The sequence below is a fragment of the Kitasatospora sp. NPDC058046 genome (assembly GCF_042885595.1).
Taxonomy (GTDB): Bacteria; Actinomycetota; Actinomycetes; order Streptomycetales; family Streptomycetaceae; genus Kitasatospora.
The window spans coordinates 264272-289639 of record NZ_JBHVRS010000003.1; the positions used below are offsets into that span (position 1 = coordinate 264272).

29 protein-coding genes are annotated in these 25368 nt (G+C 73.1%); 12 read left to right on the forward strand and 17 right to left on the reverse strand.

The annotated features are described in order from the left end of the window. Window positions 1–7 precede the first annotated feature (7 nt). Together ACFVU7_RS08940 and ACFVU7_RS08945 are read right to left on the reverse strand one after the other, a co-directional pair. Window positions 8–241, reverse strand: a complete 234-nt coding sequence (locus ACFVU7_RS08940; RefSeq protein WP_074004134.1) for a helix-turn-helix transcriptional regulator — start codon at window positions 239–241, stop codon at window positions 8–10. Between the two features lie 110 nt (window positions 242–351). Further along, window positions 352–663, reverse strand: coding sequence for a helix-turn-helix transcriptional regulator (locus ACFVU7_RS08945; protein ID WP_074004133.1), 312 nt, complete (start codon window positions 661–663; stop codon window positions 352–354). Window positions 664–823: 160 nt separating this feature from the next. On the opposite strand from ACFVU7_RS08945, the gene ACFVU7_RS08950 reads away from it, so the two are divergent. Further along, on the forward strand, window positions 824–2392 hold the full coding sequence (locus tag ACFVU7_RS08950; RefSeq protein ID WP_388044843.1) for an MFS transporter: 1569 nt from the start codon (window positions 824–826) through the stop codon (window positions 2390–2392). A 74-nt stretch (window positions 2393–2466) separates the two neighbouring features. Here ACFVU7_RS08950 and ACFVU7_RS08955 read toward each other — a convergent pair whose 3' ends face one another. Continuing rightward, window positions 2467–4275, reverse strand: a complete 1809-nt coding sequence (locus ACFVU7_RS08955; protein WP_388044750.1) for a CocE/NonD family hydrolase C-terminal non-catalytic domain-containing protein — start codon at window positions 4273–4275, stop codon at window positions 2467–2469. Window positions 4276–4418: 143 nt separating this feature from the next. After that, window positions 4419–5258 (reverse strand): helix-turn-helix domain-containing protein, encoded by an 840-nt coding sequence (locus tag ACFVU7_RS08960; protein WP_388044751.1) that lies wholly within the window; start codon window positions 5256–5258, stop codon window positions 4419–4421. A gap of 212 nt (window positions 5259–5470) precedes the next feature. Here ACFVU7_RS08960 and ACFVU7_RS08965 point away from each other — a divergent pair, with 212 nt between their 5' ends. The 4 genes from ACFVU7_RS08965 to ACFVU7_RS08980 all read left to right on the forward strand — a co-directional run bounded on the left by ACFVU7_RS08965 (window position 5471) and on the right by ACFVU7_RS08980 (window position 8929). Beyond that, entirely contained in the window at window positions 5471–6148 is a 678-nt protein-coding gene (locus ACFVU7_RS08965) for a CPCC family cysteine-rich protein (protein ID WP_388044752.1), read from the forward strand. A gap of 107 nt (window positions 6149–6255) precedes the next feature. Next, complete coding sequence (locus ACFVU7_RS08970) at window positions 6256–7347, forward strand: hypothetical protein (protein ID WP_388044753.1); 1092 nt, start codon at window positions 6256–6258, stop codon at window positions 7345–7347. 24 nt (window positions 7348–7371) lie between these two features. Beyond that, complete coding sequence (locus ACFVU7_RS08975) at window positions 7372–8238, forward strand: DUF3592 domain-containing protein (RefSeq protein WP_388044754.1); 867 nt, start codon at window positions 7372–7374, stop codon at window positions 8236–8238. A gap of 190 nt (window positions 8239–8428) precedes the next feature. Then, window positions 8429–8929: a hypothetical protein gene (locus ACFVU7_RS08980; protein WP_388044755.1), complete on the forward strand. Its 501-nt coding sequence runs from the start codon at window positions 8429–8431 to the stop codon at window positions 8927–8929. Here ACFVU7_RS08980 and ACFVU7_RS08985 read toward each other — a convergent pair. Beyond that, the gene (locus tag ACFVU7_RS08985) at window positions 8916–9299 is read right to left on the reverse strand and encodes a VOC family protein (RefSeq protein WP_049651006.1); all 384 of its coding nucleotides are present in this window, start codon (window positions 9297–9299) and stop codon (window positions 8916–8918) included. The genes ACFVU7_RS08980 and ACFVU7_RS08985 overlap by 14 nt on opposite strands. Window positions 9300–9497: 198 nt before the next feature. On the opposite strand from ACFVU7_RS08985, the gene ACFVU7_RS08990 reads away from it, so the two are divergent. Further along, a complete protein-coding gene (locus tag ACFVU7_RS08990) occupies window positions 9498–9839 on the forward strand; it encodes a hypothetical protein (RefSeq protein ID WP_049651007.1) in 342 nt (113 codons plus the stop codon). 109 nt (window positions 9840–9948) lie between these two features. Here ACFVU7_RS08990 and ACFVU7_RS08995 read toward each other — a convergent pair whose 3' ends face one another. The 4 genes from ACFVU7_RS08995 to ACFVU7_RS09010 all read right to left on the reverse strand — a co-directional run bounded on the left by ACFVU7_RS08995 (window position 9949) and on the right by ACFVU7_RS09010 (window position 12455). Beyond that, a complete protein-coding gene (locus tag ACFVU7_RS08995; protein WP_388044844.1) occupies window positions 9949–10482 on the reverse strand; it encodes a GNAT family N-acetyltransferase in 534 nt (177 codons plus the stop codon). Between the two features lie 23 nt (window positions 10483–10505). Continuing rightward, a complete protein-coding gene (locus tag ACFVU7_RS09000) occupies window positions 10506–10964 on the reverse strand; it encodes an arsenate reductase ArsC (RefSeq protein WP_388044756.1) in 459 nt (152 codons plus the stop codon). Next, window positions 10957–11964, reverse strand: a complete 1008-nt coding sequence (arsB, locus tag ACFVU7_RS09005; RefSeq protein ID WP_388044845.1) for an ACR3 family arsenite efflux transporter — start codon at window positions 11962–11964, stop codon at window positions 10957–10959. The genes ACFVU7_RS09000 and arsB overlap by 8 nt, the downstream gene beginning before the upstream one ends. Before the next feature lie 89 nt (window positions 11965–12053). Beyond that, on the reverse strand, window positions 12054–12455 hold the full coding sequence (locus ACFVU7_RS09010; protein ID WP_049651012.1) for a helix-turn-helix transcriptional regulator: 402 nt from the start codon (window positions 12453–12455) through the stop codon (window positions 12054–12056). Window positions 12456–12543: 88 nt separating this feature from the next. Between ACFVU7_RS09010 and ACFVU7_RS09015 the strand changes: the two genes are divergently transcribed. From ACFVU7_RS09015 to ACFVU7_RS09030, 4 genes are all read left to right on the forward strand, one after another. Beyond that, complete coding sequence (locus ACFVU7_RS09015; protein ID WP_388044757.1) at window positions 12544–12987, forward strand: ArsI/CadI family heavy metal resistance metalloenzyme; 444 nt, start codon at window positions 12544–12546, stop codon at window positions 12985–12987. Between the two features lie 65 nt (window positions 12988–13052). Continuing rightward, entirely contained in the window at window positions 13053–13547 is a 495-nt protein-coding gene (locus ACFVU7_RS09020; protein ID WP_049651013.1) for a hypothetical protein, read from the forward strand. Between the two features lie 114 nt (window positions 13548–13661). Beyond that, on the forward strand, window positions 13662–14324 hold the full coding sequence (locus ACFVU7_RS09025) for a ferredoxin (protein ID WP_388044758.1): 663 nt from the start codon (window positions 13662–13664) through the stop codon (window positions 14322–14324). 162 nt (window positions 14325–14486) lie between these two features. Then, the gene (locus ACFVU7_RS09030) at window positions 14487–15329 is read left to right on the forward strand and encodes a methyltransferase domain-containing protein (protein ID WP_388044759.1); all 843 of its coding nucleotides are present in this window, start codon (window positions 14487–14489) and stop codon (window positions 15327–15329) included. Window positions 15330–15365: 36 nt separating this feature from the next. On the opposite strand, the gene ACFVU7_RS09035 is transcribed toward ACFVU7_RS09030, so the two are convergent. Beyond that, window positions 15366–15632 carry a hypothetical protein gene (locus ACFVU7_RS09035; RefSeq protein WP_053111985.1) on the reverse strand — a complete coding sequence of 89 codons (267 nt, stop codon included), beginning with the start codon at window positions 15630–15632 and terminating at the stop codon, window positions 15366–15368. A gap of 239 nt (window positions 15633–15871) precedes the next feature. On the opposite strand from ACFVU7_RS09035, the gene ACFVU7_RS09040 reads away from it, so the two are divergent. Both ACFVU7_RS09040 and ACFVU7_RS09045 read left to right on the forward strand, forming a co-directional pair. Beyond that, the gene (locus tag ACFVU7_RS09040) at window positions 15872–16834 is read left to right on the forward strand and encodes a phosphatidylinositol-specific phospholipase C (protein WP_387820382.1); all 963 of its coding nucleotides are present in this window, start codon (window positions 15872–15874) and stop codon (window positions 16832–16834) included. Window positions 16835–17074: 240 nt separating this feature from the next. Continuing rightward, window positions 17075–18379, forward strand: a complete 1305-nt coding sequence (locus ACFVU7_RS09045; protein ID WP_387820384.1) for an acetylhydrolase — start codon at window positions 17075–17077, stop codon at window positions 18377–18379. 57 nt (window positions 18380–18436) lie between these two features. On the opposite strand, the gene ACFVU7_RS09050 is transcribed toward ACFVU7_RS09045, so the two are convergent. The 7 genes from ACFVU7_RS09050 to ACFVU7_RS09080 all read right to left on the reverse strand — a co-directional run bounded on the left by ACFVU7_RS09050 (window position 18437) and on the right by ACFVU7_RS09080 (window position 25118). Further along, window positions 18437–18685 carry a hypothetical protein gene (locus ACFVU7_RS09050; protein WP_387820386.1) on the reverse strand — a complete coding sequence of 83 codons (249 nt, stop codon included), beginning with the start codon at window positions 18683–18685 and terminating at the stop codon, window positions 18437–18439. A 177-nt stretch (window positions 18686–18862) separates the two neighbouring features. Continuing rightward, the gene (locus ACFVU7_RS09055; protein ID WP_388044760.1) at window positions 18863–19375 is read right to left on the reverse strand and encodes a hypothetical protein; all 513 of its coding nucleotides are present in this window, start codon (window positions 19373–19375) and stop codon (window positions 18863–18865) included. Window positions 19376–19749: 374 nt separating this feature from the next. Beyond that, window positions 19750–20430: a hypothetical protein gene (locus ACFVU7_RS09060; protein WP_074004114.1), complete on the reverse strand. Its 681-nt coding sequence runs from the start codon at window positions 20428–20430 to the stop codon at window positions 19750–19752. A gap of 368 nt (window positions 20431–20798) precedes the next feature. Continuing rightward, on the reverse strand, window positions 20799–21566 hold the full coding sequence (locus ACFVU7_RS09065; protein WP_388044761.1) for a hypothetical protein: 768 nt from the start codon (window positions 21564–21566) through the stop codon (window positions 20799–20801). A 91-nt stretch (window positions 21567–21657) separates the two neighbouring features. Next, window positions 21658–22251, reverse strand: a complete 594-nt coding sequence (locus ACFVU7_RS09070) for a PadR family transcriptional regulator (protein ID WP_388044762.1) — start codon at window positions 22249–22251, stop codon at window positions 21658–21660. Between the two features lie 82 nt (window positions 22252–22333). After that, complete coding sequence (locus tag ACFVU7_RS09075; protein ID WP_375874516.1) at window positions 22334–22924, reverse strand: YcxB family protein; 591 nt, start codon at window positions 22922–22924, stop codon at window positions 22334–22336. Window positions 22925–23075: 151 nt separating this feature from the next. Continuing rightward, window positions 23076–25118 carry an FAD-dependent oxidoreductase gene (locus ACFVU7_RS09080; RefSeq protein WP_388044763.1) on the reverse strand — a complete coding sequence of 681 codons (2043 nt, stop codon included), beginning with the start codon at window positions 25116–25118 and terminating at the stop codon, window positions 23076–23078. Window positions 25119–25368 lie beyond the last annotated feature (250 nt).

The window sequence follows — 25368 nt, forward strand, 5'->3', positions numbered from 1 at the left end:
TCCCCGGCTACACCTTCCGCAGGGCGCGCGACAGCACCGTGAGCAGCGCCAGCGTCGGCCTCGCGTGCCCCGCCTCGACGGCCCGGACATCGGCCTCGGGGAGGCCCGTGCGAACCGCGAGGTCGGGGAGGGTGAGACCGAGGGCGGTGCGGCGGGCCCGGACGGCGCGGGCCAGGGCGTCGGCGGGGTCGCCGTCCGGGTGGGCGGGGAAATCCTCGATCAGGGGGCGCGCCAGATCCACCGAACTCTCCTCATCGGCCTGCGGGGCGCACAGTTTGACACGCCGTCAGCCCTGGACGGCCCCAAGCGGAGGTCAAGGTTCCTTGACCTCCGCTTGGGCCTCCCCCGCCGTCAGGAGTCGGCGCGGACCAGGTCGAGCAGCCCCGGAAAGCGCTGGTCGAGGTCCTCGCGGCGCAGCGTGGCGGCCCGGCTGTTGCCGCGGTCGACCTGGCGGATCAGGCCGGACTCGCGCAGCACCCGGAAGTGGTGGGTGAGGGTGGACTTGGAGACCGGGAGGTTGAACGAGGCGCAGGTGCGCGCCGCCCCCTCGCCCTCCCGCAGCAGGGCCGCGACCACGCCGTAGCGCAGCGGGTCGGCGAGCGCGCCCAGGACGGTGCGCAGGTCCATCTCCCCGGTCGAGGGGTGGCCTTCGGCGTCGGGCATCGGTTCCTCCTCCGCAAGGTATGGGTTGCATCGTACCTCGACGCCATGACAGCTTTAGGTTCGATCAAATCCGTACCTGGCCACCCCGTGGCCGGTTCAAGCCTGGAGTCACGCCCCCTTGAGCACGCAGCCCACACAGGCCGCACAGCCGACGCAGGCCATGCAAGCCGCGCCGTCCGGCGCCCCCGACCAGCGGCGACACCCCGCCCGCACCTCCGTCCTCGCCGCCGTCCTCCTCGCGGTCCTCGTCGTCCCGATGTCCATCTCCGGCACCGCGGTCGCCCTCCCCCGGATCGGCGCCGGCACCCACGCCGACCTCGCCCCGCTCCAGTGGGTGGTCAACGCCTTCAACGTGGCCTTCGCCTGCTTCACCCTGGTCTGGGGCTCGATCGCCGACGTCATCGGCCGGGCCAGGGCCTTCGCCGCCGGTGTCGCCCTCTACGCCCTCGGCTCGCTCGCCAGCGCCGTCGCCGCCGACGTGCTCTGGCTGGACGCCGCCCGCGCCCTCACCGGCATCGGCGGCGCCGCGATCTTCTCCTGCGGTGCGGCGATCCTCTCCACCGTCTTCGACGGCCCGGCCCGCGCCCGGGCCTTCGCGCTGTTCGGCACCGTCGCCGGGGCCGGCGTCGCCCTCGGCCCGTCGCTGGCCGGCGTGCTGGTGCAGGGCCTCGGCTGGCGCTGGGTGTTCGCGGTGCACGCCGTCGCCCTGGCGTTCGTCCTGCTCGCGCTGCCCGTGATCGCCCGCGCCGTGGCCGCCGCACCCGGCGGCAGCGGCGGCGCCGGCGGCGGGCGGATCGACGTCCCCGGCAGCGCGCTGTTCGTGCTCGCCATGGTGCTGCTCACCACCGCCATCGTCCAGGGCTCCCAGTGGGGTTGGGGCAGCGCGGGCGTGCTCGGCCTGTTCGCCGGCGCGGTCGCCGTACTCGGCGTCTTCGCGGCCGTCGAACACCGCAGCGCCCACCCGATGCTGGACCTCGGCCTGCTGCGCGACCGCCGCTTCCTCGGCCTCTGCCTGGTGCCGGTGGCCGCCTCCTTCGGCTTCGTCACCGTGCTCACCTACCTGCCGAGCTACCTGACCGCCGTCACCGGCCGCGGCACCGGCGCCGCCGGGCTGCTGATGCTGCTGCTCACCGCACCGGTACTGGTCCTGCCGATGCTCGCCGCCAGGCTGGTCGCCCGCGGCGTGCGCCCGCTCACCCTGGTCCTCCTCAGCCTGGCCTGCCTGGTGGCGGGCGACCTCGCCCTCACCCTGCTCTCCCCCTCCGCCACCGTGCTGCTGCTCGCCGCCCCGATGCTCATCACCGGCGCCGGAATGGGGCTGTCGGCCGGCCTGGTCGACGGCCAGGCGCTGGAGTTGGTCGACCCGGCCAAGGCGGGCATGGCGGCGGGCTTCCTCAACACCCTGCGCCTGGGCAGCGAGGCCGTCGCCGTCGCGGTGTACGGCTCCGCGCTGGCCACCGTGCTCGGCACCCGGGTCGCCGACGGCATCGGCGCGCACCCGGGCGCTTCCCGAGCCGGCGAGGTCGCCGACCGGGCGGCCGGCGGGGACCTCGCGGGCGCCGCCGAACTCTCCGGCGCCACCGACCACCGCGCCTTCACTGACTTCCTGGCGCACGCCTACGACTCCGCCTTCCACTCCGTGCTGTGGGGCCTGGCAGCCGTCGGCGCGCTGCTCGCCGTCCTCATCGCGCTCCTGCTGCGCGGCTCCACCGCCAGGACCACGGCCTGACGGACGCCGACCGGCCCGCCGCCACGAGGGCGACGGGCCGGGGCCTACGGGCCGGGGCAGGAGCGCCGGGCGGATCAGCCCAGCGGCAGCTCCAGCCGGGACTCGTTCCCGCGCGGCGAACCGATGGTGGTGGTGCTGCCCACCTCGCCCGTGAAGGCGTACAGCCGGTCGCGGCTGTTGACGACCAGCGCCACCCGGTGCCCGTCCGGCACGTCGTACGCGGCGGGCTGGAGCTCCCACTCGACGGTGGCGTCCTGGCCGGGCGTCAGGCCGAGCACGGTGTAGGGATCGTGGGTGATGATCCGCGCGGTGCCGTCCGGGGCGACGTCGAACAGGTACGCCACCAGGGTGGCGGCGTCCGCGGTGCTGCGCACGGTCAGCCGGACCGTCGCGGCGCCCCGGATGCGGCGGGCCACCCCGCCGCTGCCGGTCAGCGCATCGGTCGACCAGACGAGCAGGTTCTCCCGCTCGAACTCGGCCAGGACGTACGGCCGGGGGTTGCCCGTCCACTCCTTCTGGCCGGTCTTGATGACCTCGTCCACGGCGGTGGCCTTGGTCTCCAGGCCGGCGGTGAAGCTCCGCGACCAGTCGTCGTTCTGCTTGTCGGCCAGCGCGCCATCACCGTCGCCGTTGACGCCGGTGAGGTACCAGACCTCCGTGCCGGTGGTGACGTCCGCCCACGAGTCGTGGCCCTCCCTGCGGGCGGCCTCGGTGATCCGCTGCCCGCCGCCCAGCACGGGCTTGGTCTTGTAGGTGAACATGACCTGATTGGTCACCTGCTTGCGGTTCGGCGCCTCGTTGTCGACACCCAGCAGGTGGTGGTCCAGGAACTCGTAGGCCTCCCGGAGGGGCTCCGCCAGACCGGGGAACGGCAGGTGGGTCAGCAGTCCGGACAGTCCGGCGCCCTCCGGCGCGCCGTGGTCGCCGATCCACAGGTTCAGCTGCTTCGGCACGGTCAGCCGGTTGTAGACGTCGATCACCGGGGCGACCGGGAAAAGGGTCTCGTGCCAGGTGTTGGAGATGTAGGTCGGGATGCCGAGTTCGTTGGTCCTGTCCAGGTATGTCTCCGGCGAGCGCTCGGTGCCCCAGGCGACCACGTCGTCGAGGTCGCGGTTCTGGTCGAACTTGTCGAGGATGTCCAGGGCCTCCTCGTCGAACTTGTCGTCCCGCTCCCCGCCCGTGAAGCCGACCAGCACCTTGACGGCCTCCACGTGCCGGGTGTCGTTGGCGTAGAGGCTGGTGGCCAGGTTGCCCCAGGTGCTCAGCGCGACCACGGCCTTGACCCGCTCGTCCCGGTCGTGCGCGGCGACCAGCTGGCTGATCCCGGAGCCGTAGGACACGCCGAGGAAGCCGACCTTGCTCGGGCTGAAGTGCCCCTCCGCGTAGGTGATGACCTTCGAGCCGTCGGCCCAGTCCTTGGGCCCGGCGACGTCGATGTGCCCCCCGGAGGTGGAGATCCAGCCCGGGTAGCCGAGGCCGCGCGGGGTGTAGGTCAGCACGTGGTAGCCGCGCAGCGCCAGCTTGAAGTAGGCGTAGACGAAGGGCAGCCAGCCGAGCGGGTTCCACCCCGCGGGCAGGATCACGACCGGGCGCTGCTCGTCGCCGTGCAGCTTGATGGTGAACGCCGACAGCTTGAGGTTCTCCTCGACGGGGATCCCCGTGACCTCGACCTCGGCGATCCGCCGCACCTGGGCCACCAGCTCGGCCAGCTCCGGCGGGAGCTCGACGCTCTCGTCGCCCTGGACGGCCGCCACCAAGGCGTTGCCGAGGTCGACGACGGCCTGGTTGACGGTGTTGCCAGGGCCCCGGAGGCCGCTGTCGGCGATCTCCGTGAGGGTCGCCTCGGTGATCGCCGGGATCGGCTGCCCACTGATACTGGCCATGCGAACCACCTTTTCCGTAACGGATGCTGACCGCATCATGGTCCGGAGCGACCGGATGCTAACTGATGCATCGTCAGATTCGCTCGGATAGGTGGTTCGCGGTCATCCTCCCTTGCCGATCGCCGAACCGTGGTACTCGCGCGTCACCCGAGCGTGTCGAGCGCCGAACCGATCAGCGCCCGGGCCCGGTCCCCGTACACGGCCGTACCGGACAACTTCTCGAAGGCGTCCAGGTAGTGGGCGACCTCGCGGGGCCTGGTCACGGTCAGGCTCGCCGTGAGGGTCTCCACCTCCACCTGCTCCTCGTCGTAGACGCTGAAGGTCTCCAGCGGCCAGACCTCCCGCTCCGCGCCCGCCGGGACGATCCCCAACGAGACGGCGGGCAGCGCGGTCGCGGCCAGCAGGTCGTCCAGCTGCCCGCGCATCACCCCGGCGTCCCCGATCCGGTGGCGCAGGACCGACTCCTCCACCAGCAGGGCGAACCGCCGCCCGCCCTCCCGGACGATCCGCGAGCGCGCGAGCCGGGCGTCGACCGCGTCGGCGACGTCGTCGGGGGTGCCGTGGAAACGGGTGATGGCGGAGAGCAACGCCGTTGCGTAGCCCCGGCTTTGCAGGAACCCGGGGACGAGGGAGGAGCTGTACACCCGGAACACCCTGGTGCGCTCGAACAGCGGCACGTAGGAGTTCTGCAGCCGGGTGAGCCCGGTGCGCTGGAGCCGCCGCCACTCCACGTACATCGACTCGGCGGAGCGGGTCGCGGCGATGAGGTCGGCCGAATCCTCCTCCGCCCCGCAGAGCCGGCACCAGGTGCGGATGTCCTCGTCGGAGGGCGAGGTCAGCGCGTTGATGATCCGGGAGGACTTGGAGGGGTGCCAGCCGGCCCGGAGCGCCAGCTCGCGCCCGTTGAACCCGGCGTCGCGGCACAGCTCGCGCAACCGGTCGGCGACCTCCTTGCGGACCGCCACCGCGCTGCTGGACGGCATGACTGAGGGCATGGTTCACCTGCCTGGGAATTGTCGGGGTGGACGGCGCACTCCCCGTGCGGCTCCTACCGAGAAGCGTAGCCGCGCACCGCCGCCGCCCCCGAGCCGATTGCACACAGTTGCAGCGGAGTTGGGGAGCAGAACGGAAGGCTGACGAACGGCCGCGCGAAACCGGGTCGCCACGCACCGGGACGGCGGGCCAGACTGCCGGGGTGGACACTCGTCGGCCTTGCCCCTGCTGCGGCCATCTCGTCTTCGACGTCCGGGAGGGGTGGCCCGGTTCTTCCGTCGTCTGCCCGGTCTGCTCCTGGGAGGACGACCCGACCCAGCTCCGCCGGCCGCTCCTGCCACGCGGCGCCAACAGCGTCTCGCTGGTGCGGGCCCAGCGGAACTTCCAGGAATACGGCGCCTGCGACCAGCGCGGCCGCCGCTTCGTCCGGCCGCCGACGCCGGACGAGCCGCTCGACCCCGCCTGGCGGCCCATCGACCTGGCCAGGGACGTCTTCGAGGACCGGGCGGACGAGGAAGGCCGCCCCTGGCCCGAGGACCGGTCGGTCTGGTGCTGGTGGCTGCCGTCCTTCCCGGGCGCCACCGAGGACCCGACACCGAGCGTGCCCCGCCTCGTCACCATCGACGTCGGATCCGTCCGCGACGACAGCGGTCTCCACGCCGTCCTGAAGCGCGAACTCGGCTTCCCGGCGTTCTACGGCAGGAACTGGAACGCCTTCTGGGACGCGATCACCGGCCTGGTCGCGATGCCCCGCGAGCTGCGCTTCACCGGCTGGGCCGAGCTGGAGCGCGAGGTCCCGTCGTCGGCCGCGCTGCTCCGCAGCCGACTGGCCGAATTCGCCACGGCTGAAAGGGACTTCACGGTCGTCTACGACGAGTAGTCGACCGAGGCCGAAGCCCGTCCGGCAGGGCCGGTCGCGAGCAACTCCCCACCGGCGACGGCACAAAGGCCTATCGGCCGGCCCCTCAGCCCGGCACAATCACCGGTATGACGATCACCCCCGGCGTGCCGCCCAGGCGCAACCTGCCGATCGCCCTCGCCCGCAGTTTCCTGACGGGTGGCGTCATCGGAGGATCGCTCGCCGGGCTGGTCGTCGGCGTCGTCCTGGAGAATGTGCCGCTGCTCGTCGGCGGCCTGGGCGTGCCGATCGGCTACGGCCTGCTGTACCTCCTCGCCGGCTGGCCGCGGCGGGCGCGGGAGGCGGCCGTCGTCCCGCGTACGGCGCTGGCGGTGGTCGAGGGCCGGACCGTCCCCGAGGGCCAGGTGACCGACCGGGCGGTGCGGTTCGACCTCACCGTCGTACCGGACGACGGGCCCGCGTTCCGGGTGGAGCTCACCCAGGACATCAACGTCGCCGACCTCCCCGACTACGTGCCCCGCACCGTCCTGGTGGTCCGCTACCCGCCGGACCGGCCGACGGACATGCGGATCGTGAAGCGGCCGACCCCGGAGTGGGAGGAGCGGGCGGCCGGAGCCCGACTCGACTCCGCACCCGAGGCGACCAGGCTGAGCGAGCCTCCCGAGAGCCGTGCCGTCGGCTTCGTCGGGCTCCTCGGCCTGCTGCTCGCCGCCACGGCCGTCGTGTTCCTGTTCCGCGCGGACCTGTTCGAGCAGCGGCCCGCCGAACCGCCGTCCTCCTCGGCGGACCCCTCGGTCTCCTCCTCATGGTCGGCCGAGGTGGTGACGGGCGGGTCCGGCACCGTCGTGCTCGGCGCCGGCCAGTCCTTCCTCGACGACGGCGCGTTGAGCCGGTCGATCGACTCCGTGACCCGGAACGGCGAGTACGGCCCGGTGACCACCCTCCAGGTGACGGACAACCTGCTGGCGGTGACGTTCTCCTCGGCCGACACGAAGGCCCGCGAGTTCGACCCGAAGTCGCTGCCCTACGAGCGGTTCCCCGCCCTGGTCGAGGAGGCCAGGACCACCCTCGGCGTCCACGCCCCGCAGGCCTGGAGCATCACCGTCCTCCGCACCGACGGCCCCGTCACCATCACGGTCAGCGTGACCGGGCCCGGGGGCGCCGCCGTGCTGGAGGCGGACGGGCAGGGCCGGGTGCTGCGGCGCACCTCGGCGCACTGAACCACGGACAGGAACGGGACGCAGATGAACTGGCACGGAGTTCTGGCGCTGTGGTGCGGGGCGTTCGGCCTCGTCGCGCTGGTCGGGTACGGGCGGTCGCTGGCCGGCCTGACCCGGGCGCAGCGGACGGTACGGGTGACGGGGCGGATCGAACGGGTGCGGGAGCCGCGGCACGGGAGCTCCCAGGAGGACGGGATCGCGGTGGTCGTCCGCTTCCGGGACCCTTCCACCGGCGAGGAGTTCGTCGTCACGAACGACACCGGGACCGGCGACCTGATCACCACGGCCTGGGTGGGCCGGGAGGTCGGAATCCGCTACCCGCCGGGGCGGCCGCACGCCTTCCGGTTCACCAACAGCCTCCAGGGCGGCGGGCGCGGGCTCGGCCTGCCGAACTCCGCCGTCCTGCTGATCTACGTCGGGCTGGTGGTCGTCGCCTCGATCGACTGGGGCTGGCCGTGGTCCCTGGTCGCGGTCTGCGGGCCGCTCACCGTCCTCACCGCCTTCCACCTGCCCGGGGAGCGGCGGCGCATGAGGAAGCGTCTCGCCGAGCTGGACGCCATGGCGTCCGCGACGGGCCGCGTCATCGCCGTCCTCAGGACCGTCGAGACCGACGCGGACGGCGACCTCCGCACCAGCCGGACACCCGTCTACTCCTTCACCACCCCCGAGGGGACGGCCGTCACCGGCTACCAGCCCTCGTACCTGTCCGACACCACCGCCGTGTACGGCCAGGACGTCGTGATCCACTACGCGCCCGACAACCCGGCCGACTTCACCCCGGCCCTCGCCGCCACCCGCGGGTCCGTGGAGGCGAACCTCGGCTGCGCGGTCCTGGCCCTCGTCATCCTGGCCGCGGCGGCGGCCGCGGGAGCGGTCCTGCTCTCCCGGTAGCCCCTGGCCCCCGTCGCCCCGTCGCCCCCGGAGTGGGAAGTCGGCCGGGCCGGCTTCCCACTCCCCCGGGCGGGGGACGGCTCGGCCCGGAACCCGGCTCCGGGGAGGACGACCCGGTGCCCCGGGCGCGGGCACGGTGGAGTCCGCCCGGCGGCAGCGGCCGGCGGGCGGGGACACCGGAGGAGACGGCATGCGCGCACCGACACCGGCCACGGCACGAAGGGTCGCGGCGCTGGGCGTCGCCGCCGCCGTCCCGTACATCGGCCTGAAGAGCTACTGGGCGGCGGGCGGCCGGGCCGGGCTCGCGGCCGGGTTCGACGTGGCGGACGAGTTCGCCCGCAACGGCGCGCCCGGGGCCCTGGTCTGGCTGGAACGGCACGGCGTCGACTTCACCGCCGTCCTCGCCCTGGCCGGGCTCGCCATGGCCTGCGCCCTCGCCTGGCCGTGGGGACGGCGCCTCCCGCGCGGGCCGCTGCTCGTTCTGGCCTGCGCGGGGACGCTGCTGGTCCCGTACGGTCTGCTCACCGCGCTGCTCGCCCTCACCGGGGAGGGCGGCGGCGCGGCGGCGCCGATCACCGGGTGGGTCGCGCCGGCCGGGGTCGGGGCCTTCCTGGGGATTGGGACGGCCCTGGGCGTCGGGGCCTGGTCGCGGCTCCGGCCGGGACGGCGCGCCGGCGTCAGGGGTTCGTGACGGCCCGGTCGGAGTCGCTGCGCAGCACGCAGAACTCGTTGCCCTCGGGGTCGGAGAGGACGGCCCACCCCGAACCGTCGGGGTTCCGGTGGTCGCCGACGAAGGTCGCGCCGAGGCCGAGCAGCCGCTCCACCTCCTGGTCGCGCGAGGTCTCGGGCCGCAGGCACAGGTGGACCCGGTTCTTGACCGTCTTCGCCTCGGACACCTGGTTGAAGTACAGCACCGGCCCCTCCGCCAGCAGCACCTGCGTCTCCCGGTCCCCCGGCCGGCAGTCGGGGTCCAACGGCCGACCGGTCACACCACTCCAGAACCGCGCCAGCTCATAGGCGTCCGCACAGTCGATCGCCACGTTCTGCAACACCGAAACCATGCGCGCGAGTCTCCCCGATCCCCGCGCCGGACGCCACCGGGTCGCGCCCGCTCCCCGCACCCCCGCCGAGGGCGGGACCGGCCCGTGAGGAGCGGCCCCGCTGACGGCCCTGACCTGCGGCGATACGGCCCGGGTGCAGGCCCTCACGGACGTGCCTACGGTGGAGGGAGTAGCCCAGAGCATCCAGGAGGTTACGTTATGACTTCCGAGAAGAAGCCCGTCCAGCTCACGGCACGCACGGTGAGCGGCCACGTGGTCGCCCACTCGCCGATCAGCGGTGACTTCGAGGCCACGCTGACCGACACGGACGGCAAGCCGATCGTGGGGCGGCAGATCACCTTCTACAGCACCGCGAGCGGCCAGCGCGTCGGCTCCGCGACCACCGACCAGAGCGGGATCGCCAAGCTGAACTCCGGCTCCAAGATCCTCGATCCGGTCATCGTCGCCAGCACTCTCACCACCGGCTGCGAAGCACGGTTCGAGGGCGACGACGAGTACCAGGCGGCCTCCGCCCACGCCGGCACCGCGGTCGGCGTGTAGTCGGCGCCGTACCCGGACACGTGCGGAGTGGGAAGTCGGCCCGGCCGACTTCCCACTCCGCGCCACCCGCCGGACGGCTCTTCGGACGGCGATTCGGTCAGCGATGTGCTCAACCGACCGTAGGACTGCGGCGTTCAAGGAGGACCACGTCGCGCCACCGGCCGTCGCGCCGGCCGATGCGCTCCCGCGTCCCGACGACCCGGAACCCGGCCCTGGCGTGCAGGGCGAGACTGGCCGTGTTCTCCGGGAAGATCCCCGACTGGATCATCCAGATCCCGGCCCGCTCGGTGGAGGCGATCAGCGCCTCCAGCAACGCGGCGCCCACGCCCCGCCCCCGCGCCCCGGGGTGGACGTAGACGGAGTGTTCGACCACACCCGCGTACGCGCACCGGTCCGACACCCGGGCCACCGCGGCCCAGCCGAGCACCCGGCCGTGCCCGTGCCCGTCCCCGTCTCCGTGCCCGTCCCCGTCTCCGTGCCCGTCCCCGTCTCCGTGTCCGTCGAGGGCGACGAAGCGGTGCTCGGCCAGGCGCGCGGCGTCGAACACCTCCCAACTCGGCGCGGCGGTCTCGAAGGTGGCGTCGCCGCCGTCGATCCCGAACCGGTAGATCGCCAGGACCTGTTCGGCGTGCGCCGCCGTCATCGCGACGATGGCCACTCCCCCGTTCACGCCCCCGCCCCCACGCCCAGTTCGGCGAGCAGACCGCGGACGCGCCGCTCGATCTCGTCGCGGATCGGGCGCACGGCGTCGACGCCCTGACCGGCCGGGTCCGCCAACTGCCAGTCCAGGTAGCGCTTTCCGGGGAAGTACGGGCAGGCGTCGCCGCAGCCCATGGTGATCACCACGTCCGAGGCCCGGACCGCCTCGACGGTGAGGACCTTGGGCGTCTCGGCGGAGAGGTCGATCCCCGCCTCGGCCATCGCCCGGACCACGGCCGGGTTGACGGTGTCGGCGGGCGCAGAGCCGGCCGACCGGACCTCGACCCGGTCGCCGCCGAGGTGGCTCAGGAAGGCGGCGGCCATCTGGGAACGGCCGGCGTTGTGCACGCAGACGAACAGCACGGACGGCTTGGACGGCCCGGACGGCAACACGGCTGCGGGCACGGGCGGCTGAGACTCAGACATGGGCGGACCCTTCGACGGCGGTGGCGGGCTGGGGGAAGTAGCGGCGGGCGGCGAGGGCCACGTGGACGAGGCCGATGAGCACCGGCACCTCGATCAGCGGCCCGACGACTCCGGCGAGGGCCTGGCCGCTGGTGGCGCCGAAGGTGGCGATGGCGACGGCGATGGCCAGTTCGAAGTTGTTGCCCGCGGCGGTGAACGCCAGGGTGGTGGCGTGCGGGTGGTCCAGGCCCACCGCGCGGCCCAGCGCCAGGGAACCGGCCCACATGACGGCGAAGTACACCAGCAGCGGCAGCGCGATCCGGGCGACGTCGAGGGGCTGCGAGGTGATCGCACGGCCCTGGAGCGCGAACAGGACGACGATCGTGAACAGCAGCCCGTACAGCGCGAACGGGCCGATCCGCGGCAGCAGCCCGGTCTCGTACCAGGTGCGGCCGCGGGCCTTCTCGCCCAGGCGGCGGGTGAGGTAGCCGGCGGCGAGCGGGATGCCGAGGAAGACCAGCACGCTGCGGGCGATCTCCCAGGCCGACACGTCGAGCGCCGCCTGTTCCAGGCCGAGCCACCCGGGCAGCACGGACAGGTAGAACCAGCCCAGCGCGCCGAACGCGACCACCTGGAAGACGGAGTTCAGGGCGACGAGCACGGCGGCGGCCTCCCGGTCGCCACAGGCCAGGTCGTTCCAGATGATCACCATGGCGATGCAGCGGGCGAGGCCGACGATGATCAGCCCGGTGCGGTACTCCGGCAGGTCGGGCAGCAGCAGCCAGGCGAGGGCGAACATCACGGCGGGCCCGACCAGCCAGTTGAGCACCAGGGAGGGGATCAGCAGGCGGCGGTTCCGGGTGACGGTGTCGAGCCGGTCGTAGCGGACCTTGGCGAGCACCGGGTACATCATCACCAGCAGGCCGAGCGCGATCGGCAGCGAGACGCCGGTGACGGTCACCTTCGCGAGCGCGTCGCCCAGGCCCGGGACGAGCCGGCCGAGGCCGATGCCGAGGGCCATCGCGGCGAGGATCCAGAGCGCGAGGTAGCGGTCGACGAACGACAGCCGGCCGGCGACGGGGGCGGGGGCGGGGGCCCCGGTTGCGGCGCTCACTCGGCGGCTCCGAGCGGCACCGAGCCGGGTTCGAGCGGTGCCGGGCGGGTGAGGACGCCCGCGAGGCGGTCGGTGGTCTCGGGGACCAGCCGGTAGTACACCCAGGTGCCCCGGCGCTCGGAGTCGATCAGCCCGGCCTGCCGCAGCAGCTTCAGGTGGTGGGAGATCGTCGGCTGGGACAGGTCGAAGGCCGGGGTCAGGTCGCAGACGCACACCTCGCCGCCGGCGCCGGAGGCGATCATCGACAGCAGCCGCAGCCGCACCGGATCGCCCAGGGCCTTGAACAACGGCGCCAGTTCGGCGGCCTGCCCTTCGTCCAGCGGAGCGCTCAGCAGCCCGGGGCAGCAGCCGTCCGCGCCGTCGTCCTGGCCCAGCACTCGGAGTTCCTGTTTCGACATGCTTCTATATTGACGAACGCCGATCCAGTCCGCAAGCTTGCATCGACGGATATCGATCCAGGCTCGATCCAGCCTGTTGGAGGCCACCATGTCCCGTGTCCAGCTCGCCCTGCGCGTCGCCGACCTCGAAGGCTCCATCGCCTTCTACACCAAGCTCTTCGGCACCGAGCCCGCCAAGCGCCGCCCCGGCTACGCGAACTTCGCCATCACCGAGCCCCCGCTGAAGCTCGTCCTCATCGAGGGCGAGCCGGGCGAGGACACCCGCCTGGACCACCTCGGCGTCGAGGTCGCCTCCACCGAGCAGGTCACCGCCGCCACCACCCGTCTCCGGGACGCCGGCCTCGCCGCCTTCGAGGAGAACGACACCTCCTGCTGCTACGCCGTCCAGGACAAGGTCTGGGTGACCGCCCCCGGCAAGGAGCCCTGGGAGGTCTACGTGGTCAAGGCCGACGCCGACACCCTCGGCAAGAGCGCCGCCGGCGCCCCCGAGGCCTGCTGCACGGGCACCGCCACCGGCGAGGCGTCCGCCTGAGCCGGCGTGCGCGGGAAGTCGGCCCGGCCGACTTCCCGCGCACCGGGCCTGATTGGATGACGACCATGAACAGCGGCGGTCACCAGGAATCAGGCCTCTCGAAAAGCGTCTGGAGCGACGCCGACTTCGAGGAAATGGGCTGGCACGACGCCACCGTCCACGGCCTGTACGTGCAGCAGACCGACGACTTCCTGCCGCGCCTCCTCCTCGACCTCGACTACATCGTCCAGTGGGTCCACCCCGTCCGGCCCGCGCGGAACTTCTCCTTCTGGGTCGCCCCCGCGACCCTCGCCTTCGAAGAGGTCTGGGACCTCCAGGGCGACTTCGGCTTCGAGGGCATGGCCCCGGAGCTGGAGATCGCCGACCTGCACCGGCTGGCACCGGACGACGACAAGCAGGACTCGCCGCACTGGCACATCGAGGGCCACTCCTTCGACCTGAAGTTCCGCGCCTCCGGCTTCCGCCAGTACATCCGCGAGACCCCGCGGCTCACCTCGACCCCGGTCCTGTCCGGCGCCGAGCGCGGCGGCTGCCGCTTCACCGAGGCCGGCTTCGCCTGAGCGGTTCCGAGGGCCCGCGAGCCCGCTCAGGCGAACGCCCCGTCCACGGGCCGGCACTCCCCCGCCCCCCGGGCGAACGACGCGCGCCCAAAGGCAGGTCCTAGGCTGGGCCGCATGAGAAAGACGCAGGTGGGCGGGGTGATCGGCCGGTGGATCCGGTCGCTGAACCGGGGGCAGGAGCTCTCGCACGAGGCGGCGCTGCGGCAGGCCGCAGCCCGGATGCGCGGGCGGCTGCTCCTCCACCCGGTGGAGGGGCCGTGGCAGGAGCTCGCCTACTGGGACCCGCTGCCGACCGCCCGGGAGATGGCCGACTCGGTGGGCCGCGGCCGTTGGGAGCAGCGCGGTTGGCTGAACGTGCCCGGCCCGTTCTACGTCGGCGAGACCGACAGCGGACTGAACGGGCCGTACTACCTCCCCGAGCACGTGCTCTCCGACGACAGGCACTGCGAGTTCGTCCACCGCCAACCCGTCAACCCGCGTGAAGTGGCCGCCCTGGTCGAGATCGCCCACGACGAGCCCCTGGGCGGCTACGCCTGGGACGGCGACCGGCACTGGACCCCGCAGGCGGTACGCGACTGGTGGGCCCGCCGGGACGAGGTCCGCGCCTGGATCGCCGACGAACTGCGACTGGGCGACGACGGCCGGAACGAACCGGACGCCCTGCGCCAGTACGCCGCCTACCTGGACGACGGGCTGGAGGCCTACCTGCGCGGCTACCTGTTCTGGCTCACCGAGCACCGCGAACCCCGCGTCGGCGAGGCACTGCCGGAACTCTGACCCGCGGCGGCGGGCACGAGGAGCGGAAAGCCGGCCGGACCCGCCACCCCGGGGCCCCTGTCGGTCGGCAGGGGGCGGACCGCCGTCCCAGACGAGCCGTGCCGCGAGGAGCGCGGGCGGGATGTCACTGATGGACCGTCATGTCCGTTTAGGGTGGCGCCCATGACCGACCCGCGTCCCACCTCGGCCTTCCACGCCGCCAACGCCGACCCGGCGGACACCGACCGGCTGGTCGCCGCGCTGGACGCGCAGGCCGCCAACCCCGGGGTACGGCGCCTGCGCGCGTGGGCGCACGAGCGGCTCGCCGTACGCCCTGGCGAGCGCGCGCTGGACGTCGGCGCCGGCACCGGTTCGGAGACCCGGGTGCTCGCGGCGGCGGTCAGCCCGGAGGGCGGTGCGGCCGGCGGCAGCACGGGAAGCGCGATCGGCGTCGAACCGCACCCCGGTCTGCGGGCCGTCGCCGAGCGGCGCGCCGCCGAGGCCGGCAGCCCGGCCCGCTTCCTGGACGGCGACGCGCAGGCGCTGCCGCTGCCCGACGGCGAGCTGGACGCGGTCTGGTGCGAGCGCGTTCTCCAGCACCTCACCGACCCGGCGAAGGCCGTCGCCGAGATGGCCCGGGTGCTGCGCCCGGGCGGCCGGGTCGCGCTGCTGGACACCGACTGGTCGACCTTCCTGCTGCACCCGGTGGCCCCGGACGTCCGTCCCGCGCTGGCCGCCGTCGTCCAGGGCGCCGCCGCCCAGCCGGAGGCCGGGTGCAGCCTCGCGGGCTGGCTGGTCGAGGCCGGGCTGACCGTCGACACCCTCGGCGCCGACGTCCTCCTGCACGACCCCCACACGGTCGGCGGACCGATCCTCCGCGGTCTCGGCGCGGCGGCCGTCGGCCGGGGCCTGCTCACCGAGGAGCAGCGCGACCGGCTCTACGCCGACCTCGACGCGGCCGCCGGGCACGGGGCGTTCCACCTGTCGGTGACGATGTTCGCCGCGATCGCCCACCGGCCCCGCTGACCGGCCGCTCGAACGTTCTCCTGATCCTCAGGACTCTCAGAGCCGGTGCAGCGCCGCCTCGCAGAGCCGGCACCGCTGCTGCTCCAGCTCGGGCGGGTACCACGGCTCGCCCGGCCGGGCGGGGCGGTAGTGGGCGTGCTCCATCGGCGCGGTGTCCAGCCCGCAGAGGGTGCGCGCCTGCGGGTCCTCCGGGACGTCCGGGTCCTGGCCGGCGGCGTGCACCGCGACCACGCCCGGCCCGACGCCCTCGGGGCCGAGGGCCTGGTCCGGGGCCAGTTCGAAGAGGACGACGATCGCAGCCACGGTCCCACCGTGGCGGGCGGCGGCCGTCCGCGCATTTCGATCTTCACCCCGCCGGGGCCGTCCGGCCCCGGATTGCCGGCGTCGTGAACCTGCCAAAGCAGTGGCCGCGTGCTCCAAGATGACAAGCGCACCACTCGCACGCCTCGCACGACTCGTACGACCGACCGGACCGACCCCGGATCAACCCCGGATCGACCCCGGATCGACCCCGGACCGACTGGACCCCAAGGAGCCGCACCATGGGCATCGCACGTCGTGAACTCCTCAGCTGGGGCGCGGGATTCGGCGCCGCCGCCCTCGGAGGCCTCGCCCTCCCGGGCAGCGCCTCGGCCTCCCCCTCCGCCGCCGCCTCGACCACCCCGCGCGGGCTGCCGACCGACAGTTGGATGAGCCGCCTGAACGGCAGCACCTCCCTCCTGGACCTCACCATCCCCGGCACCCACGACTCCTGCTGCGAGAACCCCGCCTACGGCACCGAGTGGTCGCACACCCAGAACTGGGGCCTGCCCCAGCAGTTGACCGAGGGCGTCCGCTTCCTCGACATCCGCTGCAACGGCCTCCAGGGCGCGCCCGACGAACTCGGGATCTACCACTCGGACAACTACCAGCACATCCGGCTCCAGGACGTGCTCGACCAGTGCCGCTCCTTCCTCCGCTCGCACCCCGGCGAGACCGTCCTGATGCGCCTGCGCAACGAGCGCGCCGGCGGCCAGGCGCTCGACGACACCGAGTTCATGCGGCGGATCAACCACTACCTCGACGGGCTCGGCTACCGCGACCTGTTCCACTTCTACGGCTGGCCGACCCTCGCCACCGCCCGGGGGAAGGTCGTCCTGATCGCCGACTTCACCAACCCGTGGGGCCTGATCGACTGGTCCAGCGGCGAGAACGGCTACTTCGACACCCAGGACCTCTGGCAGACCGGCGGCACCGACCCCCTGGGGACCAAGGGCCAGCGCATCGTCGCCCAGTTCGACAAGGCCTTCCTCAACCCGGGTTACTCGAAGATGTTCGTCAACTTCCTGTCGTACGCCGGTGGTTACTGGCCCAAGACCAGTTCGCAGTCGTTGATGGACCGCACCGTCTACCCGTACCTGAACGCCCGCACCCAGCAGCGCGCCCGGTTCGGCATCGTGCCGATGGACTTCCCGGACTTCCACGTCAACGTGCTGCAGATGCTGATCGACAAGAACTTCGTCTAGGCACATCGGCGACGGCACCATCCCTCTCGGCACCATCCGCCTCGGCCCCCTCGGCCCCCTCCCGCACCCGAGGGGGCCGAGGCGTCGACCGCACGCCCTCGGGGCCGCCCTTCGCGAGATCCCGCGCACGCCCGTTCCGCATCAGCCCGGGGATGTAAACCCGTGGGCCAATGCCAGGTGACCGATCATCAATCCGCAGGCCGATGCCGCCCCCGCGCCCCCCGTGACAGCGTTCCGCGCATGGACACCACGCCGATGGACACGACGCCGACGGGCACCACGCCGATGGACAGCACGCCGACCGCCCGCCCCACCGGACCGAGCCGCCGCCGCATGCTCGGCGCCGCCCTCGCACTGGGCGCCGTCGCGCCGCTGGGCCTCGCCCACGCCGCCTCGGCCGCCCCCGCCTCCACCCCCGCTTCCTCCACGGGCACCAGCACCGGCACCGGCCCCGACTCCCCCGGCCGCCTCACCCTGCCCGCGCCCACCGGCCCCTTCCCCGTGGGCATGGTGCCACTGCACCTGCGCGACGAGGCCAGGCTCGACCCGAACGCCCGACCCGGAAAGTTCCGCGAGCTGATGGCCACCGTCTGGTACCCGGCCCGGGCCGCGGCCGCCGACGCGTACCCGCTCGCCCCCTGGATGACCGACGGCGCCCTGAAGGCCTTCCTCGACGACGCCGGCTTCCCCCTCCCCCTCTCACTCGCCCCGCTCACCGCCGGCCACCAGGGCGCCCCCGTCCACCGGGCCGGCCGGCCGCTGCCCGTCGTCGTCTATTCGCACGGCGCGGGCAGCCACCGCGCCGACCACACCATCGTGGTCCAGGAGTTGGCCAGCCACGGCTTCGCCGTCGTCACCGTCGACCACACCCACGACGGATTCACCGAGTTCCCCGACGGCACCGTCGTCACCCGGGACGGCGTCGCCCCGGGGCTGGCCCCGAAGGACTACGCCGCCGACCTGCTCTTCCTCCTCGACCGCGTCGTCGACCTCGCCAACGGCCGCAACCCCGACGTCGACGGCCGCACCCTGCCGACCGGCCTGCTCGGCAACCTGGACGCGCGGAACATGGGCGCCTTCGGCTGGTCCAAGGGCGGCACCGCCGTCGGCCTCGCCATGGTCGCCGACCAGCGCATCCGCGCCGGGCTCACCCTGGACGGGCGGATGGAGTCGAACCCCGCCATCACCACCGACATCGACCGGCCGTTCATGATGATGACCGCCCGCTACACCCGGGCCACCAGCCCGTTCATCGAGACCTTCTGGGGCCACCTGCGCGGCTGGCGCCTCGACGTCCAGGCCACCGGCGCCATCCACAGCTCCTACGGCGACAACATGACGCTGATCCCGCAGGCGGGCAAGCTGCTCGGCATGACCGAGCAGGACATCCAGTCCCAGGTCGGCACCCTCGACCCCGACCGCGGCGTCCTCGTCCAACAGGCCTACCCGCGCGCCTTCTTCGACCTCCACCTGCGGGGCCGGCACTGCGGCAACCTGCTCGACGGACCGTCGACGGCCTTCCCGGAGGTCGTCTACCACCCGTAGGCCCGTACGACGGGCGGCCGTCACGGGGGTACGGCCGCCCGCAAGGCCCGCAGACGCTCAACTTCCCTCCCTGATCTTCGGATTGACCGCGCAGAAGTAGACCCGGCCAGTCTGCTTGTCGAAGTAGAAGCTCCCCGGGTACTGGGTCCGGGTGACCGACTCGTCGAAGGCCCTGCTGTGGAGCCACCTGGTCGGGTCACCCACCTCGGCGGCGATCTCCTCCGGGACACCGCAACCGATGGAGACCTCCTCCCACGTCCCGTTCGCCGTGATCTCCGCCAGCGTCGCCGACTCGACCTGTGCCACCCCTTGCATACTCACGTCGGTCGGCCCGGGAACCCACGTCACGGAGTTCTGCGTCAGCACCCGACCGACCCACATCGCCGCCGACAGCGAACCCAGCTGCGGGAAACGGCGCTTCAGCAGTTCGGCGTCGGCCAGGCAGAATCCGCCCGTGCAGCGGGCCCGAGGGCGGCCGGCCCCTCAGCACTGCACGACACGGCCCTTCTCGAAGCCGAGGTCGAGACGATCCTCGTCCGGCTTCCCGTCCCGCTGGACGGCCACCCGGTACGACCCCTGGAGATTCCTCGGGATCGAGGCGGTGTAGACGGTGCGCCGGGCCCCGGCCACGTCGACCGCGTACACCTGGCGGACCGGGAAATCCCGTCCCTGGCACGACAGACGGTCGATCGTCTCACCGCTGGCCATCACCCGCACCACCCACGACGCCTCCCCGTCGCGTTCGCGCAGCCCCGGGTCCACGAAGACGCCGACGCCGGGAACCCGCCGCCCGGAGGTCTCCTCCACCGTCTCGCACCAACCCGCCATGACGCTCTCCGACGCGGCGCACAGACCCCCGGTCCGCTCCGCCTGCCAGATCAGCTCCGACCCGTACCCGCCGTCGTACTCGACCAGCGTGAACCGATCACCCGCCGGCGCCGTCCCGTTCTCCTTCGCCGTCCGCAGGATCACCTGCTTCGAGCTCTCCGCAAACACCGGCCGGACCACGGGCGCCGACGTGACACCCTTGCCCGCCACCCCTCCGGCCCCACCCCCGCTGCACGCACTGGCAGCACACACCAGACCCACGAGAACAGCGCTCACCCTCATGGAACGTCCCACCACGTGACTCATCCCCCATGCGCATCGCTCAAGACTTCGCCATCGCACCGCCGACCGGACAGCCCCAGTCTTCTCGGCCTGCCGGATCAGCGCCGGGCGAACTACGCTCTGACGATCAGCAGGAGGCCCGCCAGCAGGACCACCCCCTCCCGCGACTTCGGGAAGCCCCTCACAGCACGGTCACCTGTTCCTCCCCCGGCGGCCCGGGCCGCCGCCTCACCCGCCGTGCACCGCCCTCGCCCGCCCGGTCAGCACCGCGCCGGGCCGGCGACCCGATCCATGTTGAGCGTCACGCGGTCCTCGGCCGGCTGCCCGTCCCGTCGGACGGCCACCCGGTACTCGCCCTGGAGTCCGCGCGGTATCGACACCGTGTAGACGGTGTGGAGCACGCCGTCGACCGTGACCTCGTACGCCCGCCGCGCCGGAAAGCTCCGCCCCTGGCACATGACCCGATCGACCGTCTCACCGCTGGACAACAGCATGACCGACCACTTCCCCTCGTAGTAGGCGGCGCCGATGAAGATTCCGACGCCCGGGTTCGGCCTCGCGGCGATGTCCGCCAGCGGAACACAGGGACCCGAGCCACGCGACGATCCCGAACAGACCGCGCCGGTCCCCTTCGCCCGCCAGATCAGCCCCGGGCCGTACCCGCTGTCGTACCGGACCACCGTGGCCTCGCCACCGGCCGGAGCCCAGCCGTTCTCCTCGGCCGATCGCAGGATCCGCCGCCTCTCGACCTCCGAGAGCGTCGCCCCTTCCTCACCGAGCGGCCACGCGACCTCGGCCGCCACCCCACCGGACACGGCGCCCGCCGACGCCCCGCCGTGCCCACCGGACGCCCCGGTGCACGCACTGGCGCCACACAACAACCCCACCAGCACCATCCGGAACACCACCGAACGTCCCACCACGCGAATCGCCTCCCCCACCGAAGACCGGTCTCCTGCTCATCCCTCTGCGTACGTCAGGCTGCCCGTTCCGTTCTTCCTGCAGGTAGATCTGGCAGCCATGCCCTCTGTCGTAGTTCCGCAAGGTCACGAGAACCCCCACCCCGGCATCATCGACGCTCCCAGTCTTCCAGGTCCCTTGGTCCTCGCCGAGCGGTCCGGCGCCCGCCGCGGGCTCCTTGAAACAAGGGGACCAGGAACAACAGAGCGACGAGGGCCTTCACAGGAGCTCCCGGACAACCAAAACGTGACTCCCCGTCCGGTCGCCGTCAGGCCACCACCGCGGCCCCTCGCCGAGCGCCTCGTGCGTTCGATGGGGGGCCGCGGTGGTGTTCGGAGGGCGGGGCGGGTCAGACGCGGCGGCCCTCGGTGGGGGTGGCGGGGACGGCCGTGGGGGCGGTGGTGCTGCCGGCCTTGGCGCCGAGGGCGCGTTCGACCTTGGCGACGGCGGTGCGGTACTCCATGGAGGCGGCCTGTTCGTTGCTGCCCTGGCGTTCGAAGTAGCCGAAGGCCATGGCCACCGCGCCGAAGCGTTCGATGCCGACGTAGCCGTTGAGTCGGACGCCGGCCAGGGTGCCGTCGAGGTGGACGGCGGGGGCGTCCTTGCGGTCGCCGAGGGTGACCGGGCTGACGGTGAAGGTCACGGTGTCACTGGGGCCGGCGTTGAAGGTGATGGTGTGGCAGGTCTTCAGGGCGTCGGCGGCGGAGTTGAAGTCGGTGGCGAGTTGGTCGGACGGCTCGGCCGCGAGGGCCTGAGTGACCATCGGGTTGCCGTTCGGGCCGTCGAGTTCGGTCTCGGCGCGCGGGATCGCCGCGCCCGGCCGGGTGACGTACATGTTGATCAGGGCGCTGAGCGCGTCGCAGCCGGTCACCGGGTTCGACGGGCTAGCGCTGGGGCTCGCGCCGGCGCTGGGGCTGGGGCTGGGGCTCTGGGTCGCCGGGGTCTCGGTCCAGCCGGGGCCGAGGTCGGCCGCGGTCAGCAGGGCCGACTTCAGCTGGTCGGCGGAGGGCAGTGGCTGGGCGGTTGCGGCGGACGCCGGGAGGGCGGCCGGGCCCAGGGCGACCGCCACGACGACGGCCGCGGCGGTGAGGGCGTGGAAGGGCCTGGTCAGAGACATACGGGTCCCCCGGTCGAGAGTTCGGGAAGGGACAGGCCACCAGTGTCCCACCGGGGGCTGGGCCGGGCGCGCGGGCGGGGATCGGCGCAGGTCAGGGCCGGTCGGAGGGGTCGCAGGCGCGAGGGGCGTCGGAGGGGCCGGCCGGGCGGGAGGGCTCGGCCGGCAGGGTGTCGAGGGTCTCGGCGAGCCACTGCACCCAGAAGCTCTCCAGTCCGATGCCGGCCCGCAGCACCGCGTGCTGGAGCCGGTTCTCCTCGTCCGCCCGCTCGGCCGGGAAGTCGCGCCGCTCGATCTCCCGATAGTCGGCCAACTGCTCGCGGTGCAGGGCGAGATGGCGTTCCAGCTCGGCCGCCAGGCCGTCCGTGCCGACCACCGCGGCCGCCCGCAGCCGCAGCAGCAGGGGCTCCCGGACGGCGCGCGGAGCGGCGCCCTCGGCGGTCCAGCGGGCCAGTTCGGCGCGGCCCTCCGGGAGCACCTCGTACTCCTTCTTCTGCCCGCGCACCGGTGCCTCCGGCCGGAGGGCCCGGATCTGTCCGGAGGCCTCCAGCCGGCCCAGTTCGCGGTAGATCTGCTGGTGGGTGGCGGGCCAGAAGAAGCCGATCGACCGGTCGAACCGCCTGGTCAGCTCCAGCCCCGAGGACGGTTTCTCCAGCAGGGCGGTGAGGATGGCGTGCGGCAGCGACATGCCGTCGATCGTACGGGGAGCGGGCAGGGGACGAACGGGGCGAAGGCGGGGTACGGACTGCGGGCTGCGGGACGGGCCGGGCTCAGCCCCGGGTGGGCGCGGGGGCGTGCCGGTCGAGCACGGCGCGCAGCCGGTCGGGGTCGGCGGTGCCGCGCTTGGGCAGGACGGCCAGGCAGGAGTTGTTCTTGTCGTTGCTCAGCAGGACGAACAGCCCCGGGGTCTCCACGTGGTGCGGGACCGCCTGCCAGGTCAGGGTGCTGGTGGAGTGGCGGTTGGTGATGGTCACGCCGGACGCTGCCACGGTGGCGGTGAACTCGCCCTTGTCGGCGGTCAACTTGTGGAACTGGCCGGCCTGCAGCCGGGGCAGCCAGAGGAGCAGGGCCAGCGCGGCGAGCACCATGAACACCGGCGGGAAGCCGATGCCCTTGCCGGTGGAGAGGTCGAGCGCGGCGATGAGCGGGCCGCAGACGACGAGCAGGTACAGGAACGCCCGCTGGCGCCGGCCCGCGCGCGTCGCCCGGGACCGGGCGGCCAGGGCCTCCCGGAAGTCCGCCACCGTGGGCGTGTACGCCAACTCGACCCGCTCGTCCGCCGCCGGCTCGTCCGCCATCGGCGCGTACGCCGTCTCGCCCTGCTCGTCCATCGGCCTGCTCTCCCCTGTGATCCGCTCCACGCCCCGCGCACCGTGATCCGCGCTGCGACCTGCGGATACTAGCAACGGCCCCCGGGCGGACGGCGAGTGGTTTTCGGTCGGCGCCCCCGCTCGCGGCGGGGGCGCCGACCCTGCGGGACGCGGGGACGCCGACCGTACGGAACGCGAGGGCTCAGAGCGCCGCGGCGAGCTCGGTGCCCTGCTTGATGGCGCGCTTGGCGTCCAGTTCGGCGGCCACGTCGGCGCCGCCGATCAGGTGCACCGGCAGGCCGCGCTCGCGCAGCGCCTCGTACAGGTCGCGGCGCGGCTCCTGGCCGGTGCAGAGCACGACGGTGTCCACGGGCAGCAGTTGGCGCTCGCCGTCCACCGTGATGTGCAGACCGGCGTCGTCGATCAGGTCGTAGGTGACGCCGGGGACCATCACCACGCCGCGGTGCTTGAGCTCGGTGCGGTGGATCCAGCCGGTGGTCTTGCCGAGGCCGGCGCCGACCTTGGTGGTCCTGCGCTGGAGCAGGTGGACGCTGCGCGGGGGCTTCGGCCGCTCCGGGGCGCGCAGGCCGCCGCGCTCGCGGTACTCCGGGTCGATGCCCCACTTCGCCTGGAACACCGGCGGGTTGAGGCTCGCCGCGTCGCCCGGATCGGTGAGGAACTCGGCCACGTCGAAGCCGATGCCGCCGGCGCCGAGGATGGCGACCCGCTCGCCGACCGGCGCGCCGTCGCGCAGCACGTCGAGGTAACCGAGCACGCTGGGGTGGTCGATTCCCGGGATGTCGGCGGGAGTTCGCGGGGTGACGCCGGTGGCGAGGACGAGCTCGTCGTGGCCCTGCCCGGCCAGCTGCTCGGCGGTGACGGTCGCGCCGAGCCGCAGCGTGACGTCCAACTCGGCCAGCCGGGTGCGGAAGTAGCGCAGCGTCTCGTCGAACTCCTCCTTGCCGGGGATGCGCCGGGCGATGTTCAGCTGCCCGCCGATCGCCTCGGCGGCGTCGTACAGGGTGACGTCGTGGCCGCGCTCGGCGGCGGAGACGGCGAAGGCGAGGCCGGCCGGGCCCGCCCCGACGACGCCGATCCGCTTGCGCAACTGGGTGGGCCCGAGGACGAGTTCGGTCTCGTGGCAGGCGCGCGGGTTGACCAGGCAGGAGGTGATCTGGAGGTTGAAGGTGTGGTCGAGGCAGGCCTGGTTGCAGCCGATGCAGGTGTTGATGGCCTCGGCGCGGTCGTCCCGGGCCTTGGCGACGAAGTCGGCGTCGGCGAGCAGCGGGCGGGCCATCGAGACCAGGTCCGCGCTGCCCTCGGCGAGCAACTGCTCGGCGATCTCGGGGGTGTTGATGCGGTTGGTGGTGACCAGCGGGATGCCGACCTTGCCCATCACCTTCTTCGTCACCCAGCCGAAGGCGCCGCGCGGCACGGAGGTGGCGATGGTGGGGATGCGGGCCTCGTGCCAGCCGATGCCGGTGTTGATGATGGTCGCCCCGGCGGCCTCGACGGCCTGGGCGAGCCGCACGACCTCGTCGAGGGTGGAGCCGCCGGGCACCAGGTCGAGCATGGAGAGGCGGTAGACGATGATGAAGTCCTCGCCGACCCGCTCGCGGACCCGGCGGACGATCTCCACCGGGAAGCGCATCCGCCGCTCGTACGTGCCGCCCCACTCGTCCTCGCGGTGATTGGTCGCGGCGACGATGAACTCGTTGACCAGGTACCCCTCGGAGCCCATGATCTCGACGCCGTCGTACCCGGCGCGGCGGGCGAGTTCGGCGCAGCGGGCGAAGTCCTCGATGGTCTGCTCGACCTGCTCGGCGGTGAGCGCGTTGGGCGTGAAGGGGCTGATCGGGGCCTGGATCGCGCTGGGGGCGACCAGGTCGCGGTGGTAGGCGTAGCGGCCGAAGTGCAGGATCTGGAGGGCGATCCTGCCGCCGGCAGCGTGCACCGCGTCGGTGACCACGCGGTGCTTGTCGGCCTCCTCCTCGGTGGTCAGCATCGCGCCGCCCTCCCAGGGGCGCCCGGCCTCGTTGGGGGCGATGCCGCCGGTGACGATCAGGCCGACGCCGCCGCGGGCCCGCTCGGCGTAGAAGGCGGCCATCCGCTCGTAGCCGCCGGGGGCCTCCTCCAGGCCGACGTGCATCGAGCCCATGATCACGCGGTTGGGCAGGGTGGTGAAGCCGAGGTCGAGCGGGCTGAGCAGGTGCGGGTAGCGGTTGCTGCCGGGGTGGGCGCTCATCGACGTCTCCTGGGGCGCGGGCGGGGAGTGGACCGGGGAGTGGACCGGGGGCGTTGTGGACCGGGGGCGTTGTTACCGCAGGGTAGGGGACGGGCGGCGGGGTATGCAACTAGTTGCATAAGGCTCTCCCGGGTCGCCGGAAGGGCCCTCCGGATGGCTCGAACACGGCGCCGGGGACCGACCGGACGCGTATCGTCGTGTCCCGGACATCGCGGGGGCGTCGCGGGGGGACATCGCAGCGCGGGGACGC

Bases quoted from the DNA above. Each gene is read 5' to 3' on its own strand.
- ACFVU7_RS08960 (WP_388044751.1), bottom strand. From the start codon at position 5,258: ATGCCGTCCAGCAGCGCGGTGGCGGTCCGCAAGGAGGTCGCCGACCGG.
- ACFVU7_RS09080 (WP_388044763.1), bottom strand. From the start codon at position 25,118: ATGAGCGCCCACCCCGGCAGCAACCGCTACCCGCACCTGCTCAGCCCG.
- ACFVU7_RS08955 (WP_388044750.1), bottom strand. From the start codon at position 4,275: ATGGCCAGTATCAGTGGGCAGCCGATCCCGGCGATCACCGAGGCGACC.
- ACFVU7_RS08985 (WP_049651006.1), bottom strand. From the start codon at position 9,299: ATGGTTTCGGTGTTGCAGAACGTGGCGATCGACTGTGCGGACGCCTAT.
- ACFVU7_RS09040 (WP_387820382.1), top strand. From the start codon at position 15,872: ATGGGCATCGCACGTCGTGAACTCCTCAGCTGGGGCGCGGGATTCGGC.
- ACFVU7_RS08950 (WP_388044843.1), top strand. From the start codon at position 824: ATGCAAGCCGCGCCGTCCGGCGCCCCCGACCAGCGGCGACACCCCGCC.
- ACFVU7_RS09030 (WP_388044759.1), top strand. From the start codon at position 14,487: ATGACCGACCCGCGTCCCACCTCGGCCTTCCACGCCGCCAACGCCGAC.
- ACFVU7_RS09010 (WP_049651012.1), bottom strand. From the start codon at position 12,455: ATGTCGAAACAGGAACTCCGAGTGCTGGGCCAGGACGACGGCGCGGAC.
- ACFVU7_RS08995 (WP_388044844.1), bottom strand. From the start codon at position 10,482: ATGACGGCGGCGCACGCCGAACAGGTCCTGGCGATCTACCGGTTCGGG.
- ACFVU7_RS09065 (WP_388044761.1), bottom strand. From the start codon at position 21,566: ATGTCTCTGACCAGGCCCTTCCACGCCCTCACCGCCGCGGCCGTCGTC.
- ACFVU7_RS09070 (WP_388044762.1), bottom strand. From the start codon at position 22,251: ATGTCGCTGCCGCACGCCATCCTCACCGCCCTGCTGGAGAAACCGTCC.
- ACFVU7_RS08980 (WP_388044755.1), top strand. From the start codon at position 8,429: ATGCGCGCACCGACACCGGCCACGGCACGAAGGGTCGCGGCGCTGGGC.
- ACFVU7_RS09000 (WP_388044756.1), bottom strand. From the start codon at position 10,964: ATGTCTGAGTCTCAGCCGCCCGTGCCCGCAGCCGTGTTGCCGTCCGGG.
- ACFVU7_RS09020 (WP_049651013.1), top strand. From the start codon at position 13,053: ATGAACAGCGGCGGTCACCAGGAATCAGGCCTCTCGAAAAGCGTCTGG.
- ACFVU7_RS08970 (WP_388044753.1), top strand. From the start codon at position 6,256: ATGACGATCACCCCCGGCGTGCCGCCCAGGCGCAACCTGCCGATCGCC.
- ACFVU7_RS09025 (WP_388044758.1), top strand. From the start codon at position 13,662: ATGAGAAAGACGCAGGTGGGCGGGGTGATCGGCCGGTGGATCCGGTCG.
- ACFVU7_RS08945 (WP_074004133.1), bottom strand. From the start codon at position 663: ATGCCCGACGCCGAAGGCCACCCCTCGACCGGGGAGATGGACCTGCGC.
- ACFVU7_RS08975 (WP_388044754.1), top strand. From the start codon at position 7,372: ATGAACTGGCACGGAGTTCTGGCGCTGTGGTGCGGGGCGTTCGGCCTC.
- arsB (WP_388044845.1), bottom strand. From the start codon at position 11,964: ATGGCCCTCGGCATCGGCCTCGGCCGGCTCGTCCCGGGCCTGGGCGAC.
- ACFVU7_RS08990 (WP_049651007.1), top strand. From the start codon at position 9,498: ATGACTTCCGAGAAGAAGCCCGTCCAGCTCACGGCACGCACGGTGAGC.
- ACFVU7_RS09045 (WP_387820384.1), top strand. From the start codon at position 17,075: ATGGACACCACGCCGATGGACACGACGCCGACGGGCACCACGCCGATG.
- ACFVU7_RS09015 (WP_388044757.1), top strand. From the start codon at position 12,544: ATGTCCCGTGTCCAGCTCGCCCTGCGCGTCGCCGACCTCGAAGGCTCC.